Here is a 15,088-nt window from a genome sequence, read left to right on the forward strand (position 1 = left end):
GAATTATCATCGCCGGATGAGCCAATCCATCGCCCTCGATCCGATCGACCTCGGCATTCTTCGGGCTCTCCAGAACGATGCCCGGATCAGCAACAAGGCACTCGCGGCCGAGGTCGGAATAGCGCCCTCGACCTGCCTGGACCGGGTGGCCCGGATGCGCGCCGCCGGGGTGGTGAAGGGCGCGACGGTGGAGGTGGACGCGGCGGCGCTCGGGCGACCGCTCCAGGCGATGCTCGCGGTGCGGGTACGGCCCCATCACCGCGCGGTGCTCAACCCGTTCGTCGGGCATGTGCTGAAGCTGCCGGAGACCCGCGCGCTGTACCACCTCGCGGGTCCCGACGACTTCCTCGTGCACGTCGCGGTCGCCGACGCGACCGGGCTGCAACGCCTGGTGGTGGACGGATTCACGGCGCGCACCGAGGTGACCCAGGTGCACACGATGCTGATCTTCCAGCAGTGGTCAGGCGGTCCGCTCCTCCCGCCCGAACCGTCGGTTCCCGCACGGCGCCTGACGGCGGGTTAGCCGTTCGTCCCGGACTCAGTCGGCCTCGGACACCGGCTCCGGGCGCGGGTCGACGTCGCCGGCGCCCTCGCCCTGGCGGGCGGACAACACCACCCCCGCGGCCACGGTCAGCGCCGCCACCGCTCCGGCCGCCGGCACCGCCGCCTCGCCCAGGAACGCGCAGGCCAGGACCAGGACCGCGGCGGTCGGCAGCAGTATCTGCTGGGCGGCGCCGCGCTTGTGGTGGCGGGCGTGCAGCGCCCATGTGGTGACCAGGAACAGCCCGGCGGGGATCGTGACGCTCGCCGCGGCGGCGACGTCGGAGATGTGCGCCTCGCCGACGGCCTGCTCGACGGCGACCTCGAGACCGGCCCCGATCGCGGCGGCGGAGGCGAAGATCACGTAGTGGCCGTAGCCCCATAGGAACGCCTGTCGACTGGATTGCAGGTATTCGTGGATGGGCGCCGCGAAGTAGATCCAATAGGCCGCGAACACGATCAGCAGCCCGCCGGCGGCGATCGGCAACAACTCGTCCAGTGCGGCCTGGTCGTCGAGCGCGGTCTGGATCGCGACGGTCGCGGCGGACACGCTCTCGCCGAGCATGATGATGGTGAACAGGCCGTAGCGCTCGGCGATGTGATGCGGATGCCAGCTGGTGGAGCGCCCGCGTTCGGCGATGACCGGTACCGCCATCTCGGCGATCGCCAGCGGTGGGAAGCCCCAGTTCCAGGCGGCGTCGGGGAGGATCAGGAGCACCACCCAGCCGATCTGGACCAGCACCACGCCGGCCGCGTAGCGCAGCGCGGTGCGGCGGGCCGCCGGGTCGGTCTCGTCGTGGGCCGCGCGCAGCCACTGGAAGGTCAGCGCGAGGCGCATGATCAGGTAGCCGACGATGGCGACCGTGTAGTCGCTGTTCTCGAACGCGCGCGGGACGCCGGCGGCCAGGACCAGGACACCGGTGATCTGGACGAGCGTGGCGACGCGGTACAGAGGGTCGTCGCAGTCGTACGCGGAGGCGAACCAGGTGAAGTTGACCCACGCCCACCAGATCGCGAAGAACACGAGCAGGTATCCCGTGATCCCGTGGCCGGGGTGGCCCTCCGCGAGCGAGTGCACCAGGCGGCTGCCGGCTTGGGCGACGGCCACCACGAAGGTCAGGTCGAAGAACAACTCCAACGGCGTGGATGCGCGGTGCGGCTCCGTGGAACTGCGCGAGGTCATCCGGCGCAGGATTGCGGCGGGGCGCGCGGGGTTGGTCACGGGGTTGGTCCTCTCGATCCGGGCGTGATCATGCGCGGAGGGTATCCGAGAGGGGCGGGCAAACCGGGGTAATCCCAGCGGGCGGTGTGGTCGAGGCGGCCTGGAGTCGGCGGGGTGGCCGGCCTGCGGTTGTCCTCGAACGCCGGACGGGCTGGAGGGGTGCTGGATGAGCTGTGGCGTGCTGGAGAGCCTGGATGTTGGACGGGCTGGAGCGTGCCGGACCGGCCGGAGCGTGCCGGTGATCTGGAGGGTGCCGGGCGGGCCGGAGAGGGTTGGGCGTGCCGGAGGGGGTTGGGTGGGGAGAGAGGGTGGGGCAGGGGTGGTTGGTGGGTTAGGTCAGCGTTGATGGGGTTAGGGTTTGTGGGTGGGTGTGGCCTGATAGGGCCATGGATAGGTCGAATTCGGCCAGTAGGCAGCGGAGTACGTGGGTGATGCCTGGTGCGCCGCCCAGGGCCAGGCCGTAGATGTAGGGGCGGCCCAGGAGGACTGCGCGGGCGCCGAGGGCCAGGGCCTTGAGGATGTCGGTGCCGGTGCGTACGCCGCTGTCGAAGAGGACCGTCAGGTCGTTGCCCACCGCTGCCGCGATCTCCGGGAGGGCATCCAACGCCGGGATCGCGCCGTCGAGTTGGCGGCCGCCGTGATTGCTGACCACGATGCCGTCCATGCCCGCGTCTCGGGCTCGGCGGGCGTCGTCGGGGTGTAGGACGCCCTTGAGGATGATCGGGCCGATCCAGTTGTCGCGGAGGAAGGCCAGGTCGGACCAGGTTTTGGTCGGGTCGGAGAACATTCCGGCCCAGTGCACGATGGCCGCCGTCGGGTCCTCGGCGATCGGGCGGCTCAGGCCGGCCAGGAAGGCCGGATCGCTCAGGTAGTTGGCCAGGCCGATGTGCCGCAGGAAGGGCAGGTACGCCCCGTCCAGGTCGGTCGGCCGCCAGCCCAGATACCAGGTGTCCAGGGTGACCACGAGCACGGTGTAGCCGGCCGCCCGCGCCCGGGCGAGCAGGCTGATCGTCACGTCGTCGTCGCGCGGCCAATACAGCTGGAACCATCGGGGGCCCGAGCCGGACGCGGCGGCGACCTCCTCCAGGGAGTACGAGGACGCGGTGCTCAACACCATCGGCAGCCCGAGTCCGGCCGCCGCCCGCGCGGTCGCCAACTCGCCCTCGGGATGCACGATCGACTGCACGCCGACCGGCCCGAGCAGCACCGGCGCGGGCGAGTCGGTGCCCAATACCGAGCAGGACAGGTCCCGGGTGCCCACGTCCCGCAACATGCGCGGGACGATCCGGCGCCGCTCGAACGCCTCGCGATTGGCCCGCATCGTCGCGCCCTCGCCCGCGCCGCCCAGTACGTAGCCGCGCGGCCCCGGATCGAGCCGTTCGCGCGCCGCCTCCTCCAACGCGCTCGCGCCCGTGGGGTACGGGGGTGTCTCCCCGGTCAGCAGCCCGTCGAGATGGATCGAGTCCTGAAACGCGGAGAAGGGCCCGGCGGGCCGCGCCATACCGGACTGCGGCTCACCGGACCGCGCCTCACCGGCGTGCGCGCCATCGGACACCGGGCCATCGACCATGACTGACACCCTTTCGCCGCACGGGATCGCGCAGAACCCTGCCGCAGCAATCTTCCCGATGCGGTGGGACAACAAGCACCTTCCTCCGGTGGAATGTCACAGCACACCCGAACGGCACGCACCCAGGGGAGGAATCCGCATGACCCGCACGAACCGCATCACCCGGATCCCGGGGATGGCCCTCACCGATCACACCTTCGTCGTCCCGCTCGACCACGCGCGTCCCGACGGGCCGACCATCGAGGTCTTCGCCCGCGAGGTGGTCGACCCCACCGCGATGGGTCGCAACCGGCCGTGGTTGTGCTTCTTCCAGGGCGGCCCGGGCCAGAAGGCACAGCGGCCCCCACGCGCCAACGGCTGGCTGGCCCGTGCGCTGAAGACCCACCGGGTGTTGCTGCTCGACCAACGCGGTACCGGACGCAGCACGCCCGTCACGCCGAGCCTGGCGGCACGCACCCCACCCGACGAACTCGCCGCCCTGCTACGGCACATGCGCGCGGACTCGATCGTCGCCGACGCCGAGCTGATCCGCCGTCGACTGTGCGGCGACGAGCCGTGGGAGACGCTCGGCCAGAGCTACGGCGGATTCATCACCCTCGCGTATCTCTCCCGAGCCCCCGAGGCGCTGAAGTCCTGTTACGTCACCGGGGGTTTGATCGGCCTGGACGTCACCGCCGAGGACGTCTACCACCGCACCTACCCGAGGGTGCGGACCAAGAACGCCGAGTACTACGCGCGCTACCCGGACGACGTGGAGGCGGTCCGCCGGCTCGCCGACCACCTGACCGAGCGCGACGTCCGGCTGCCCGATGGCGACCGACTGACCGTGCGCCGACTGCAGTTCCTCGGCTCGGTGTTCGGCATGGGCGACGGTTTCGAGCGGGTGCACTGGATGCTGGACGAGGCGTGGGACGGCGACCGCGTCTCGGACACCTTCCGTGCCGCCGCCATGCAGGCCACCGCGCTGACCGACCAACCGCTGTGGGCGGTGCTCCAGGAGCCGATCTACGGGCAGGGCAAGGTCGCCACGGGGTGGGCCGCCGAGAAGGTGCGCGCGGGGTTGCCGGAGTTCGCGGAGAGCGCCGATCCGCTGCTGTTCACCGGGGAGATGATGTACCCCTGGATGTTCGAGGAGATGGCCGCGCTGCGCCCGTTCCGCGAGGCCGCCCATCTGTTGGCCGAGCAGTACGACTGGCCCGTCCTGTACGACGTCGAGCAGCTGCGCGCGAACGCGGTCCCGGTGGCCGCGGCGGTCTATTTCGACGACATGTACGTGGACGCCGACCTGTCCCTGGAGACCGCGCGCGAGGTGGGCAACCTGCGCGCGTGGGTCACCAACGAGTGGGAGCACGACGGCTCCCACGCCTCCGGCGGCGCGGTCCTCGGCCGTCTGATGGACATGGTCGCCGGCAAGGTCTGACGCCGCCGACCGGGACGGTCGGCCCCGGGCACGTGGTCCGGGGGCGCGGAGCGGGCGACGTGACGTCGATCCCGCCCCCGGCTCAGCCCTCCCGCTCCGGCCCCGCCCACAGATTGCGGACGTGGCCGATGTGCCGGGCCATCACCTGCTCGGCCGCGGCCGGGTCGCCGCTGTCGAGCGCGTCGAGCAGTTCGAGGTGCTCGGCGGCGGACGCGGCGAGTCGGCCGCCGCGCGCGAGCCGGGACAGCCCGTACAGGCGCGAACGTTTGCGCAGATCGCCGACCACCCGGACCAGGTGTTCGTTGCCCGCCAACGCGAGCAGCGACAGGTGGAAGCGGCGGTCCGCCTCCACGTACCTGATCAGGTCGCCCGCCTCGGCCGCCGCGACGATCTCCTCGGCGACCGGGCGCAGCGCGGCGGTCTGGGCCGGGGTGACCACACCCGCGAGGCGGGCCACCACCGGAACCTCGATCAGCGCGCGCACCTCGGTGAACTCGTCCAACTCGCGGTCGGACAGCTCGGTGACGCGAAATCCCTTGTTGCGTACGGCCTCGACCAGTCCCTCGTTGGCGAGGTCGAGCATCGCCTCGCGCACGGGCGTCGGCGACACGCCGAACTGAGCGGCCAACGCGGGCGCGGAATAGACCACGCCCGGCCGCATCTCACCCGCGATCAACGCCGCGCGCAACTCTCGTGCCACCCGATCCCGCAGGATCGGTCGATCGTCGAAGGACGGCAGCGCGAGCGCTCCGTGTCCCGTGTCCATGGTGCCTCCTCCCGCCATGTTACTGACGGTCAGTCACCGCTGGGGCGGGATCGCGACTGCGCGTGTGAAAGATCACCGAGGGTGAGCAGGGAACCGGGCGGAACCGACCGCGCGCCCGCCCCTCAGAGCCGGAACCCCGCCGGGAACGGGTCCTCCGGGTCGAGCAGATACTGCGCGGTCGCGGTGATCCACGCCCGCCCGGTGATCTCCGGCACCACCGCCGGGCGCCCGCCGACCTCCGCCTCGGCGACGATCCGACCGCGGAAGCGGGTCCCGATGAACGACTCGTTGACGAACGTTTGACCCGCCGTCAACTCGCCCCGCGCCGCCAACTGCGCCATCCGCGCGCTGGTTCCGGTGCCGCACGGCGAGCGGTCGAACCAACCGGGGTGGATCGCCATCGCGTTGCGCGACAGCGCGGCGTCCGAGCCCGGCGCGAGGAACTGCACGTGGTGGCAGCCCGCGAACTCCGGCTGCTCCGGATGCACCGGCCTGGCCTGCTCGTTGATCGCCGCCATGATGGCGAGGCCGGTCTCCAGGATGCGGGTGCCCTCGGCCCGGTCGAACGGCAGGCCCACCTTCTCGATCGGCAGGATCGCGTAGAAGTTGCCGCCATATGCCATGTCGTAGGTGACCGCGCCGAGCCCCGGCACGTCCACCGTCGCGTCCAACTCGTGGGAGTACGCGGGCACATTGCGCAGGGTCACCGAGCGGGCCGCGCCGTCGCGGACCTCGACCAGGGCGACCACGAGTCCGGCCGGGGTGTCCAGACGGACCGTGGTGACCGGCTCGACCACCTCGACCATGCCGGTCTCGACCAGGACGGTGGCCACCCCGATGGTGCCGTGTCCGCACATCGGCAGACACCCCGACACCTCGATGAACAACACGCCGTAGTCGGCGTCCGGCCGCGTCGGCGGTTGCAGGATCGCCCCGCTCATCGCCCCGTGCCCGCGCGGCTCGTACATCAACAGCGTGCGGATGTGGTCCAGTTCGGCCATGAAGTGGCTGCGCCGCTCGGCCATCGTGGCGCCGGGGATCACCCCGATGCCGCCGGTGATCACCCGAGTGGGCATGCCCTCCGTGTGCGAGTCGACCGCGTGGTAGACGTGTCGGGAACGCATCAGTTCAATCCCTCCGCGAGCGCCTTCTCGGTGGATTCCCGGACGAAGGCTTCCTGTTCGGGCGACAGCGGCAGCCGCGGCGCGCGGCACGGCCCGCCGCGCAGGCCCGCCAGATCCATCGACAACTTGATCGACTGCACGAACTCGGTGCGCGCGTCCAGCCGCAGCAGCGGGTGCAGCAGGCGGTACAGCGGCAACGCCGCGCGCGGGTCGCCGTGCACGGCCGCGCGGTACAACTCCACGCTCGCGCGCGGGAAGACGTTGGCGTAACCCGCGATCCAACCCACCGCGCCGGCCAGCCCGAATTCCAGGGTGACGTCGTCGCTGCCGATCAACACGTCGAGCCCCGGCGCGAGTTCGGCAACCTCGTAGGCCCGGCGCACGTCCCCGGTGAACTCCTTGACGCCGACCACGAGACCTTCCTCGTACAGGTCCGCGAGAAGTCGGGGAGTCAGGTCGACCTTCGTGTCGAACGGGTTGTTGTAGGCCACGATCGGCAGCCCCGCCCGGGCCACCGTGCGGTAGTGGTCCATCACCGTACGGGTGTCCGCACGATAGGAGTTCGGCGGAAGCAGCATCACCGCACGGGCGCCCGCCTCGGCCGCCTGCTCGGTCCAGCGCAGCGACTCGGCCGCGCCGTACGCCGCCACGCCCGGGAGCACCCGGTCGCCGCCCACCGCGTCGACCGCGACCCGCACCACGCGGGCGCGCTCCTCCGGGATGAGCGATTGGTACTCGCCCAGCGAGCCGTTCGGACAGACCCCGTCGCAGCCCGAGTCCACGAGCCACCGCACGTGTTCGGCGTACGCGTCGAAGTCCACCGACAGGTCCTCGCGCAGCGGCAGGGCGGTGGCCACCACGACGCCGTGCCACGGCTTGCGGTCGGCGCCGTCCTGCGGGGCGGAGCGCTCCGGGGCGGGAAGGTGCGGGCTAGTGCTCATGAGGCTCCTTGGGCGAGATCTCCGAGACGGATGGGGACAGCGATCGGACGGGTGGGCGCGGGCGCGGCGATCGGCCGGCCCAACACGTCGGAGAGCACGCACGCGGTGGCCTCGGCGCACATACGGCCCTGACACCAGCCCATGCCCGCGCGGGTGAGCAGCTTGATCGAGCGTACGTCGTCCGCGCCCTGCCGCGCCGCGTCCGCGATCCGACCGCGCGGCACCTCCTCGCAGCGGCAGATCGGGGTGTCCTCGTCGGACCACGACGGCCAGCCCGACCGGATCGGGTAGAGCGCGCGCAGCCCGGCGGCGAACCGGGTGAGCCGCGCCCGCCGACGCAGCAGCGCTTTCGGCGGCGTCCGGCCCGCGACCGCGTATGCGGCCAACTCGCCCTCCACCTCGGACAGTTGGGCGCCGCCGATGCCGGTGCTCTCGCCTGCGGCGTACAACCCGGGCAGGTCGGTGGCCTGGCGGGAGTCGACCGCGACGAAGCCGTCGGGGGTGCTCGCGCAGCCGAGTTGGCCGGCGAGTTCGAGCTGCGGGGTGAAGCCGTAGCCGACCGCGAGGGTGTCGCAGGCCAGTTCGTCCCCCGTCCCGGGCCGCACCCGCCAGTCCGCGTCGAGCCGGGCCACGGTGACCGAACCCAGCACGCCCCCGTCGCCGTGCGCGGCGACCACGGCCCGGCCGGTGCGGTACGGGATGCGCCGCCGCGCCAACGCGGCGGCATATCCCGCGGCCTCGACCACCCGTGCCGGGCTGTGCGGGGCGAGCGCGGCGGCCCGCGGCGTGGGACGCGAGGCCTCGACCACCGCGAGCACCCGCACACCCGCGTCGGCGAGCCCGACGGCGACCGGCAGCAGGAACGGACCGGTACCGGCCACCACCGCCCGCCGCCCGGGCGCGACGCCGTTGCCCTTGAGCAGGGCCTGCGCGCCGCCGGCGGTGAACACTCCGGGCAGATCCCAGCCGGGGAAGGGCAGTTGCCGGTCGTAGGCGCCGGTGGCCAGGAGCAGCCGACGGCCGCGCACGGCCACCGCGACGCCGTCGCGCTCGCCCGCCACGGCATGCACCGTGAAGTGGCCGTCGTCGCGTTCGACCGCCCAGACCCGGTGTTCGGCCAGGTGCTCGACGGTGTGCAGGCGCGCGAGCGGCGCCCACGCGGGCGGCCGGCCCGCACGGTGCCGGTAATACTGCCCGCCCGCCCGGGCGTTCGTGTCCAGGATGGCGACCCGCAGGCCGAAGCCGGCGGCGGTGACGGCGGCGGCGAGCCCGGCCGGCCCGGCGCCGACGACGACGAGGTCGTGGAGATTGTCGCGGCCACCCGGGTCGCGGCCCTTCTCGTGGTTCATTCCCTGGCCCATCTCGTGGCTCATGACGTGCTCACCTCGTCATCGGGGCGCGCGGTCACCAGGCAGGCGCGCAGCGACGGCGTACCGTCCACCGTCACCAGACAGTCGAAGCACACCCCTATGCCGCAGAACAGGCCGCGCGGCCTGCCCGCGAACCGGGTGGTGCGCCAGGACCGGATCCCGGCGGCGAGCATCGCGGCGCCGACCGTCTGGCCGGGCTCGACCGGGATGCGGCGGCCGTCCACGGTCAGGTGGAAGCCGGCGTCGCCGGAGCGGTCGAGGGGGGCGGGGCCGGTTTCGTCGGTCACGCGGCTACCTCCGCGAAGCGGTTCGGGGCGAACGGGGCGAGGTCGACATCGGGGCGCTCCCCGGTCAGCGTGCGGGCGATCAGCAGGCCGGTGGCGGGGGCCAGACCCACGCCGGCGCCCTCGTGACCGCACGCGTGCAGCAGGCCGGGCGCGCGCGGATCCGGGCCGACGACCGGCAGGTGGTCCGGACAGTACGGCCGAAAGCCCCGATAGGCGCGCAGCACCGAGGCGCCGGCCAGGACCGGGAACAACTCGATCGCCTGCGCGGCCAGTCGGCGCAACACCGGCACCGAGAACGAGGGGTCGAAGTCCACCCGCTCCCGGCTGGCGCCGATCAGGACGGTCCCGGCCGGGGTGCCCTCGATCACCGCCGAGGAGGCGAGGTCCGCCTCGTCGCTGGCCACGTCCCCGGCATAGGCCGCCGCGTACACCTTGTGCCGCACGATCGGCGGCAGCGGCTCGGTGACCAGCACGAAGCCCCGGCGCGGCAGGATCGGCAGGGTGATCCCGGCGAGCGCGGCCACCTCGCCGGACCAGGTGCCGGCGGCGTTGACCACCGCGCCGGCGGCCACGTCGCCGTGCGAGGTCCGCACGCCCACCACCCGCTCGTCGGCCCCGCGCAGGAAGCCGGTGACGCTCACCCCGGTGTGCAGCCGGATGCCGTCGGCGCGCAACATCGAGGCGGTGGCCAGGGCCGGCTGTACCTGGGCGTCCTGGGGATAGTGGGTGCCGGCCACGACGGCGCGGGACAGGTGCGGCTCGTAGTCGGGCAGGCGCGCGGCGTCGACCGCGTGCGCGGTGACCTCGCAGGCGCGCTGGGCCGCCGCCGTCGCCGCCATCGCGGCGGCCTCGGCCTCGGTCCGGGCGACGATCAGGCCGCCCTTGGGCTCGTACTCGAAGTCGTCGCGGCGCTCCGCGAGTTCGGCCCACAGGCGGAGCGAGAGCAGGGCCAGCGCGAGTTCCGGGCCGGGCTCCTTGTCCGAGACGAGGAGGTTTCCCTCACCCGCGCCGGTGGTCCCGCCCGCGACCGGACCCCGGTCGAGCACGGTGACGGACAGGCCCGCGCGCGCGGCGAAGTGGGCGCACGCGGCACCCACCACGCCCGCGCCGATGACGACGACATCACTGGGACGGAGTTGGCTCACGTCAGTAAAATGTCACATTGCCCTTACAAGGTAAAGGGTTTGTCGACGCGGTTCCGTGGACAGGACGGCCCGCGACCCGTCCGAAAGCGGGGTTTCGGGTCGGTCGCGGGCCGTTCACGGGCCGTTCGCCGGCTCGGCTCAGTGGCGGGCGCCCTTCCCGGGGGTGTGCTTCCCGTTCCACGCGACCAGGTCGGCGCTGCGGTTGGTGATGATTCCGTCCACCCCCGCGTCGTGCAGCTTCGACCACTCGTTCGGGTCGTCGGGGGTCCACGCGAACACCGCGACGCCGGCCGCGTGCAGTCGGCGGACCAGGTCGGGATGCTTGGCGACCAGGTAGTAGGAGGGGTTGTACGAGGTCAGCCGCAACTCCCGGGCCAGTGCCACCGGATCCGCCTCGTCCGCGTCGCCCAGCAGGCCGAGCGGCAGGTCGGGGGCGAGATCGCGGGTGATCCGCAACGACTCCCGATCGAAGCTCTGTACGAACACCCGGTCCGACATGCCGCTGTGGCGCACCTCGTCGACGATGCGGGCGATCTCCTCCCGGGTCTGCGGGTTCTTGATCTCCAGGAGCAGGCGCCCGCCCCGGGAGCGCAGGTCCGCGAGTTGTCCGCGCAGGGTCATCACCTTCGTGCCGGCGAACTCCGGCCGAAACCACTTCCCGGCATCCAGCCCGGCCAGCTGGGCCGAGGTCAGATCGCGAATGCGCCCGTGTCCGTCGGTGGTTCGATCCACCGTCTCGTCGTGCATGATGTGCGGCACGCCGTCCCGGCTCGGCTGCACGTCGTTCTCGATCCAGTCCGCCCCGGAATGGCGGGCCGCCTCGTCGGAGGGCAGCGTGTTCTCCGGGGCCAGCGTCGGCGCGCCGCGGTGCGCGAACACGGTCACCCGGTCGCCGGCGGATCGCATGTACCGGCGACCGTCGATCGCCGAGGAGCCGTTCGGCGCGCCGGTGTCGTCCCAGGATGGGCGCATCGCGGCCGGCTGGGGCGGCTCGGTGGTCGTCGACACACCGCCCGCGGACGCCGTTGTGCCGTCCTTGTGCACCAGGGCGGGCTCGGCGCACTGGACGGCGCCGACGGCGATGCCGGCCATGGCGAGCGCGACGCCGATCCGCCGCATGGGGTATCCCCGGCGGCGGTGCCGGCGTCGGCGTGGATCGAGGGGCATCCAGGCATCGTAGAAGGTAAGTCGGGCCGCCATTCGATTCCCCTCGATGACCGCGTGTGATCCTCGACATGCGTACCGTCATGAACGGTGTGAGAGTGGTCGATGACCGCCCAACGGCTCTCTCCAGGAGGAAACGGTCATGGCCAAGCAGAAGCAGAAGCCGCACCTGAAGAACAAGAACCCGATGCTCGCCGACACCGAGCGCGTGGAGTCCGCCCCGGCGCACCCGACCGAGGCGATCGACACGCTCGAAGCCCCCAAGGCCGCCCGGCGCGGTAAGAGCGACCGACCCAAGGGCCGTCGTCGCTGACCGTCCGGTCGCTCCGGGGCGACGGTCCCGGCGTGTCGACCCGAAGACTTCGCGGATACCCGGGGGAGGGGCGTGACGGACACACCGCCCCGCCCGGACGCACCCGAGGACCCCGCCGACCATCCGTCGGCGGGGTCCTCGGTGTCCCACCCCGAGCGCGGGCGCCGCGACCTCGGACAGGCGCTACCCGCGCGTGGGTCCGTACACCCGGCCGGTCCGCGTGGACACGTTGCCGAACAGGGCGCGCGGGGTGAGCCGGGCCAGGCCGACCACCGCCTTGTAGCGCAGGTCCGGCACGCTGACCGACTTGCCCACCGCCAGGTCGCGGATCGCCGCGGCGACCACCCGATCGGCGTCCAGCCACATCCAGTTGGGGATGTTGGACGTGCCCATCCCGGCCCGCAGGTGGAACTCGGTCCGCACGAAGCCCGGACACAGCGCCATCAACCGCACTCCGCTGCCCGCGAGTTCCTTGGCCGCGCCCTCGGTGAAGCTCACCACCCACGCCTTGCTCGCGCCGTACGTGCCGCGCGGCAGGAAGGCGGCGACCGAGGCCACGTTCACCACCCAGCCGCGCCCGCGCTCGCGCATCGCCTCGCACGCGGCGGCGGTCAGCCGCAGCACCGCCTCGCAGTGCACCTTGAGCATGCGCAACTCGTCCGCGGTGGGCACGTCGAGGAAGCCGCCCCTGTTGCCGAACCCGGCGTTGTTGACCAGCACGTCCACCGGCGCCTCACGGTCGGCCAGGCGGGCCTCGACGGCGGCGATGCCCTCGTCGAGCGACAGGTCGGCGGCCAGCACCTGCACCGACACGCCGTGCTCCTCCCGCAGTTCGCGGGCACATTCGGTCAACCGTTCGCGGTCGCGCGCGACCAGGACGAGGTCGTGCCCCTCGTGCGCGAGGCGCCGGGCGAACGCGGCGCCGAGCCCTGCGGTGGCACCGGTGATCAGTGAGGTCGTCATGCCTCCGCAGCCTAGTGATCGCGAGCGGTGGCCCGGTTTGCTTCATCGGGGCGGGGCCGGTTCGGTGCGTGGCCGCCGCGGGCGGCGGCCGGCTGGAACAATGGCGCGCGGGGGCGGATCCCGGAGGGAAGTACGCGATGGCGGCTGCGGTGCGCAAGGTCGGCGGACTCGTGCCGCCCGCCCGGGGGACCCGGCCGCGCAATCGACGCGAGCTGATCCTGGCCGCGGCGGCCGACCTGTTCTACCGCCGGGGCTACGCCGACGTGGCGATGAGCGACATCGCCGAGGCGGTGGGCATGGGCCCCTCCGCCCTGTACCGGCACTTCCGCAGCAAACAGCACCTGCTCCTGCAGGTGGTGCTCGACGGGATCGCGCCGGTGCGCGACGCGCTCGCCCGCAGCGCCGTGGACGACCCGGACACCGTGCTGCGCGCGGTGGTCTCGGCCACCCTCGACCACCGCGAGGTGGGCGTGTTGTGGCAGCGCGAGGGCCGGTTGTTGCCGCCGGAGGAACGCGCCGAGGTACGCCGCGAGGTGCGCGCGGTCACCGCCGTGGTCACCGCGCTGATCCGCAAGGCCCGCCCGCAACTGTCCACCGGGCAGGGCGAGGTGCTGGCCCGCAGCGGCCTGGGGGTGCTGCTCAGCCCGTCCTTCCACCGGATCGACCTGCCCCGTCCGGAGTACGTCCGCCTCCTGGTGGACCTGTGTCGGGCGGCGGTCACCGCGGATCCGGCGGTGCTGGGGCCGATCGCCGAGGCCCCGGCGCCGGCCGGGATCGGGCTGCGCTCGCGGCGCGAGGCGCTGCTCGGCGCGGCGGTGCGGATGTTCGCCGAGCAGGGCTACGCGGGGGTGGCCATCGAGGACATCGGCGCCGCCGCCGGGATCGCCGGCCCCAGTGTGTACAACCACTTCGAGAGCAAGGCCGACCTGCTGTGCGCCGCGGTGACCCGGGGCCTGGAGTGGCTTTCGATGGACATGACGCGCGCGCTCGCGGGCGCTGACGACGCCGAGACGGCGCTGCGCGTACTGCTGCGGTCGTATGTGCGCTTCTCCCTCGACCGCAACGACCTGGTGCAGTTGTTGGTCGCGGAGGTTTCGCACCTGCCGACGCAGGCGCGGCATCGGGCCCGGCAGGCGCGGGTGGACTACCTCATGGAGTGGACCCAGTTGTTGTGCGCGGTCCGGCCGGAGTACGGCGCCGCCGAGGCGCGGATCCGAGTACACGCGGCGCTGAGCGCGATCAACGACGTGGCCCGGGTGCGGCATCTGCGCGACACCGACGGCGTGGCGCCGACCCTGACGGTGGTGGCCGGCGCCGTGCTCGGTCTGACGCCGGCCTGACCCCGCTCGGCGGGTGGTGCGGGTGGTTCAGTCGGCGGCCAGGGGCTCCGGGAGCGGGTCGGTGCCGCCGAGGCGTCGGCCCAGGCGGACGGCGATCTCCTGCATCCGGCCGGTCATCCAGCCCTCCTCCATCGCCCGGATGCGCGCCTCGGGGCCGGAGATGGACAGCGCGGTCGCGGTCGGCGCGCCCGGTACCACCACCGCCACGCAGCGCACGCCGAGTTCCTGCTCCTGGTCGTCGATCGCGTAGCCCCGGGCCCGGATCGTCGGGAACTGGGCCAGCAGTTCGGCGGGATCGGTGACCGTGTGCTCGGTGTGCGAGGCCAGCGGGCGACCGCCGAGCAGCCGTGCCGCGTCTGCCTCGGGCAGTTGGGCGAGCAGCACCTTGCCCACCGCGGTGCAGTGCGGTTGCACCCGGCGGCCGACCTCGGTGAACATCCGCATCGAGTGCCGGCTGGGCACCTGGCCGACGTAGACCACCTCGCCCGCCTCCAGGACCGCGAGGTTGGCGGTCTCGCCGGTGGCCTCCATCAGCTCGGCCAGATACGGCCGGGCCCAGCTGCCGAGCAGGCGGCCCGCGGTCTCGCCCAGCCGGATCAGCCGCGGGCCCAGGGTGTAGCGGCGCGACGCGTCCTGGCGCAGATAACCCAGCGACACGAGGGTGCGTACCAGGCGGTGGATCGTGGGCATGGGCAATCCTGAACGCGCGGCGAGTTCGCTGAGCGTCAGCACCCCGCCGGCGTCGGCGAGCAGTTCGAGGAGGTCGAACGCACGTTCCAGGGACTGGACGCCGCCGCCCGTGCCGTTGCTGCCTGTCTTGCCTGCGGCCACCGACGATCCTCCACACGACTCGGTTCGACGAGATTCGTCGACACTGAGTTCAACACGTTGTTGAACTTCCGTTTCCCGGAAACTAATGTCCA

At 72.5% G+C, this 15,088-nt stretch carries 15 protein-coding genes; 4 read left to right on the forward strand and 11 right to left on the reverse strand.

Annotation, left to right across the window (positions count from 1 at the left end):
- The first annotated feature begins 16 nt into the window (after positions 1-16).
- Positions 17-523, forward strand: a complete 507-nt coding sequence (locus ACH4XV_RS01700; RefSeq protein ID WP_395786084.1) for an Lrp/AsnC family transcriptional regulator — start codon at positions 17-19, stop codon at positions 521-523.
- A 15-nt stretch (positions 524-538) separates the two neighbouring features.
- On the opposite strand, the gene ACH4XV_RS01705 is transcribed toward ACH4XV_RS01700, so the two are convergent.
- Positions 539-1,723 carry a low temperature requirement protein A gene (locus ACH4XV_RS01705; RefSeq protein WP_395787035.1) on the reverse strand — a complete coding sequence of 395 codons (1,185 nt, stop codon included), beginning with the start codon at positions 1,721-1,723 and terminating at the stop codon, positions 539-541.
- 370 nt (positions 1,724-2,093) lie between these two features.
- Positions 2,094-3,263, reverse strand: a complete 1,170-nt coding sequence (locus ACH4XV_RS01710) for a lactate 2-monooxygenase (RefSeq protein ID WP_395787036.1) — start codon at positions 3,261-3,263, stop codon at positions 2,094-2,096.
- A gap of 208 nt (positions 3,264-3,471) precedes the next feature.
- Here ACH4XV_RS01710 and ACH4XV_RS01715 point away from each other — a divergent pair, with 208 nt between their 5' ends.
- On the forward strand, positions 3,472-4,752 hold the full coding sequence (locus ACH4XV_RS01715; protein WP_395786086.1) for an alpha/beta fold hydrolase: 1,281 nt from the start codon (positions 3,472-3,474) through the stop codon (positions 4,750-4,752).
- An 82-nt stretch (positions 4,753-4,834) separates the two neighbouring features.
- Here ACH4XV_RS01715 and ACH4XV_RS01720 read toward each other — a convergent pair whose 3' ends face one another.
- From ACH4XV_RS01720 to ACH4XV_RS01750, 7 genes are all read right to left on the reverse strand, one after another.
- Positions 4,835-5,518 carry a GntR family transcriptional regulator gene (locus tag ACH4XV_RS01720; protein WP_078978057.1) on the reverse strand — a complete coding sequence of 228 codons (684 nt, stop codon included), beginning with the start codon at positions 5,516-5,518 and terminating at the stop codon, positions 4,835-4,837.
- A 122-nt stretch (positions 5,519-5,640) separates the two neighbouring features.
- The gene (locus tag ACH4XV_RS01725; protein WP_395786088.1) at positions 5,641-6,642 is read right to left on the reverse strand and encodes a proline racemase family protein; all 1,002 of its coding nucleotides are present in this window, start codon (positions 6,640-6,642) and stop codon (positions 5,641-5,643) included.
- Positions 6,642-7,583 carry a dihydrodipicolinate synthase family protein gene (locus ACH4XV_RS01730; protein ID WP_395786090.1) on the reverse strand — a complete coding sequence of 314 codons (942 nt, stop codon included), beginning with the start codon at positions 7,581-7,583 and terminating at the stop codon, positions 6,642-6,644. Before ACH4XV_RS01730 ends, ACH4XV_RS01725 begins: the two co-directional genes overlap by 1 nt.
- Entirely contained in the window at positions 7,580-8,956 is a 1,377-nt protein-coding gene (locus ACH4XV_RS01735) for an NAD(P)/FAD-dependent oxidoreductase (protein WP_395786092.1), read from the reverse strand. The genes ACH4XV_RS01730 and ACH4XV_RS01735 overlap by 4 nt, the downstream gene beginning before the upstream one ends.
- Positions 8,953-9,240 carry a (2Fe-2S)-binding protein gene (locus ACH4XV_RS01740; RefSeq protein ID WP_395786094.1) on the reverse strand — a complete coding sequence of 96 codons (288 nt, stop codon included), beginning with the start codon at positions 9,238-9,240 and terminating at the stop codon, positions 8,953-8,955. The genes ACH4XV_RS01735 and ACH4XV_RS01740 overlap by 4 nt, the downstream gene beginning before the upstream one ends.
- Positions 9,237-10,385 carry an NAD(P)/FAD-dependent oxidoreductase gene (locus tag ACH4XV_RS01745; protein WP_395786096.1) on the reverse strand — a complete coding sequence of 383 codons (1,149 nt, stop codon included), beginning with the start codon at positions 10,383-10,385 and terminating at the stop codon, positions 9,237-9,239. The genes ACH4XV_RS01740 and ACH4XV_RS01745 overlap by 4 nt, the downstream gene beginning before the upstream one ends.
- A 138-nt stretch (positions 10,386-10,523) precedes the next feature.
- Entirely contained in the window at positions 10,524-11,552 is a 1,029-nt protein-coding gene (locus tag ACH4XV_RS01750; RefSeq protein ID WP_395786098.1) for a glycerophosphodiester phosphodiesterase, read from the reverse strand.
- Between the two features lie 139 nt (positions 11,553-11,691).
- On the opposite strand from ACH4XV_RS01750, the gene ACH4XV_RS01755 reads away from it, so the two are divergent.
- Positions 11,692-11,862 (forward strand): hypothetical protein, encoded by a 171-nt coding sequence (locus tag ACH4XV_RS01755; protein ID WP_395786100.1) that lies wholly within the window; start codon positions 11,692-11,694, stop codon positions 11,860-11,862.
- 183 nt (positions 11,863-12,045) lie between these two features.
- On the opposite strand, the gene ACH4XV_RS01760 is transcribed toward ACH4XV_RS01755, so the two are convergent.
- Positions 12,046-12,825 (reverse strand): SDR family NAD(P)-dependent oxidoreductase, encoded by a 780-nt coding sequence (locus ACH4XV_RS01760; protein ID WP_395786102.1) that lies wholly within the window; start codon positions 12,823-12,825, stop codon positions 12,046-12,048.
- A gap of 137 nt (positions 12,826-12,962) precedes the next feature.
- Between ACH4XV_RS01760 and ACH4XV_RS01765 the strand changes: the two genes are divergently transcribed.
- Positions 12,963-14,165: a TetR/AcrR family transcriptional regulator gene (locus tag ACH4XV_RS01765; RefSeq protein WP_395786104.1), complete on the forward strand. Its 1,203-nt coding sequence runs from the start codon at positions 12,963-12,965 to the stop codon at positions 14,163-14,165.
- 27 nt (positions 14,166-14,192) lie between these two features.
- On the opposite strand, the gene ACH4XV_RS01770 is transcribed toward ACH4XV_RS01765, so the two are convergent.
- Entirely contained in the window at positions 14,193-14,996 is an 804-nt protein-coding gene (locus tag ACH4XV_RS01770) for an IclR family transcriptional regulator (RefSeq protein ID WP_395786106.1), read from the reverse strand.
- Between the last annotated feature and the right edge of the window lie 92 nt (positions 14,997-15,088).

The organism is Embleya sp. NPDC020630 (assembly GCF_044334985.1).
Taxonomy (GTDB): Bacteria; Actinomycetota; Actinomycetes; order Streptomycetales; family Streptomycetaceae; genus Embleya.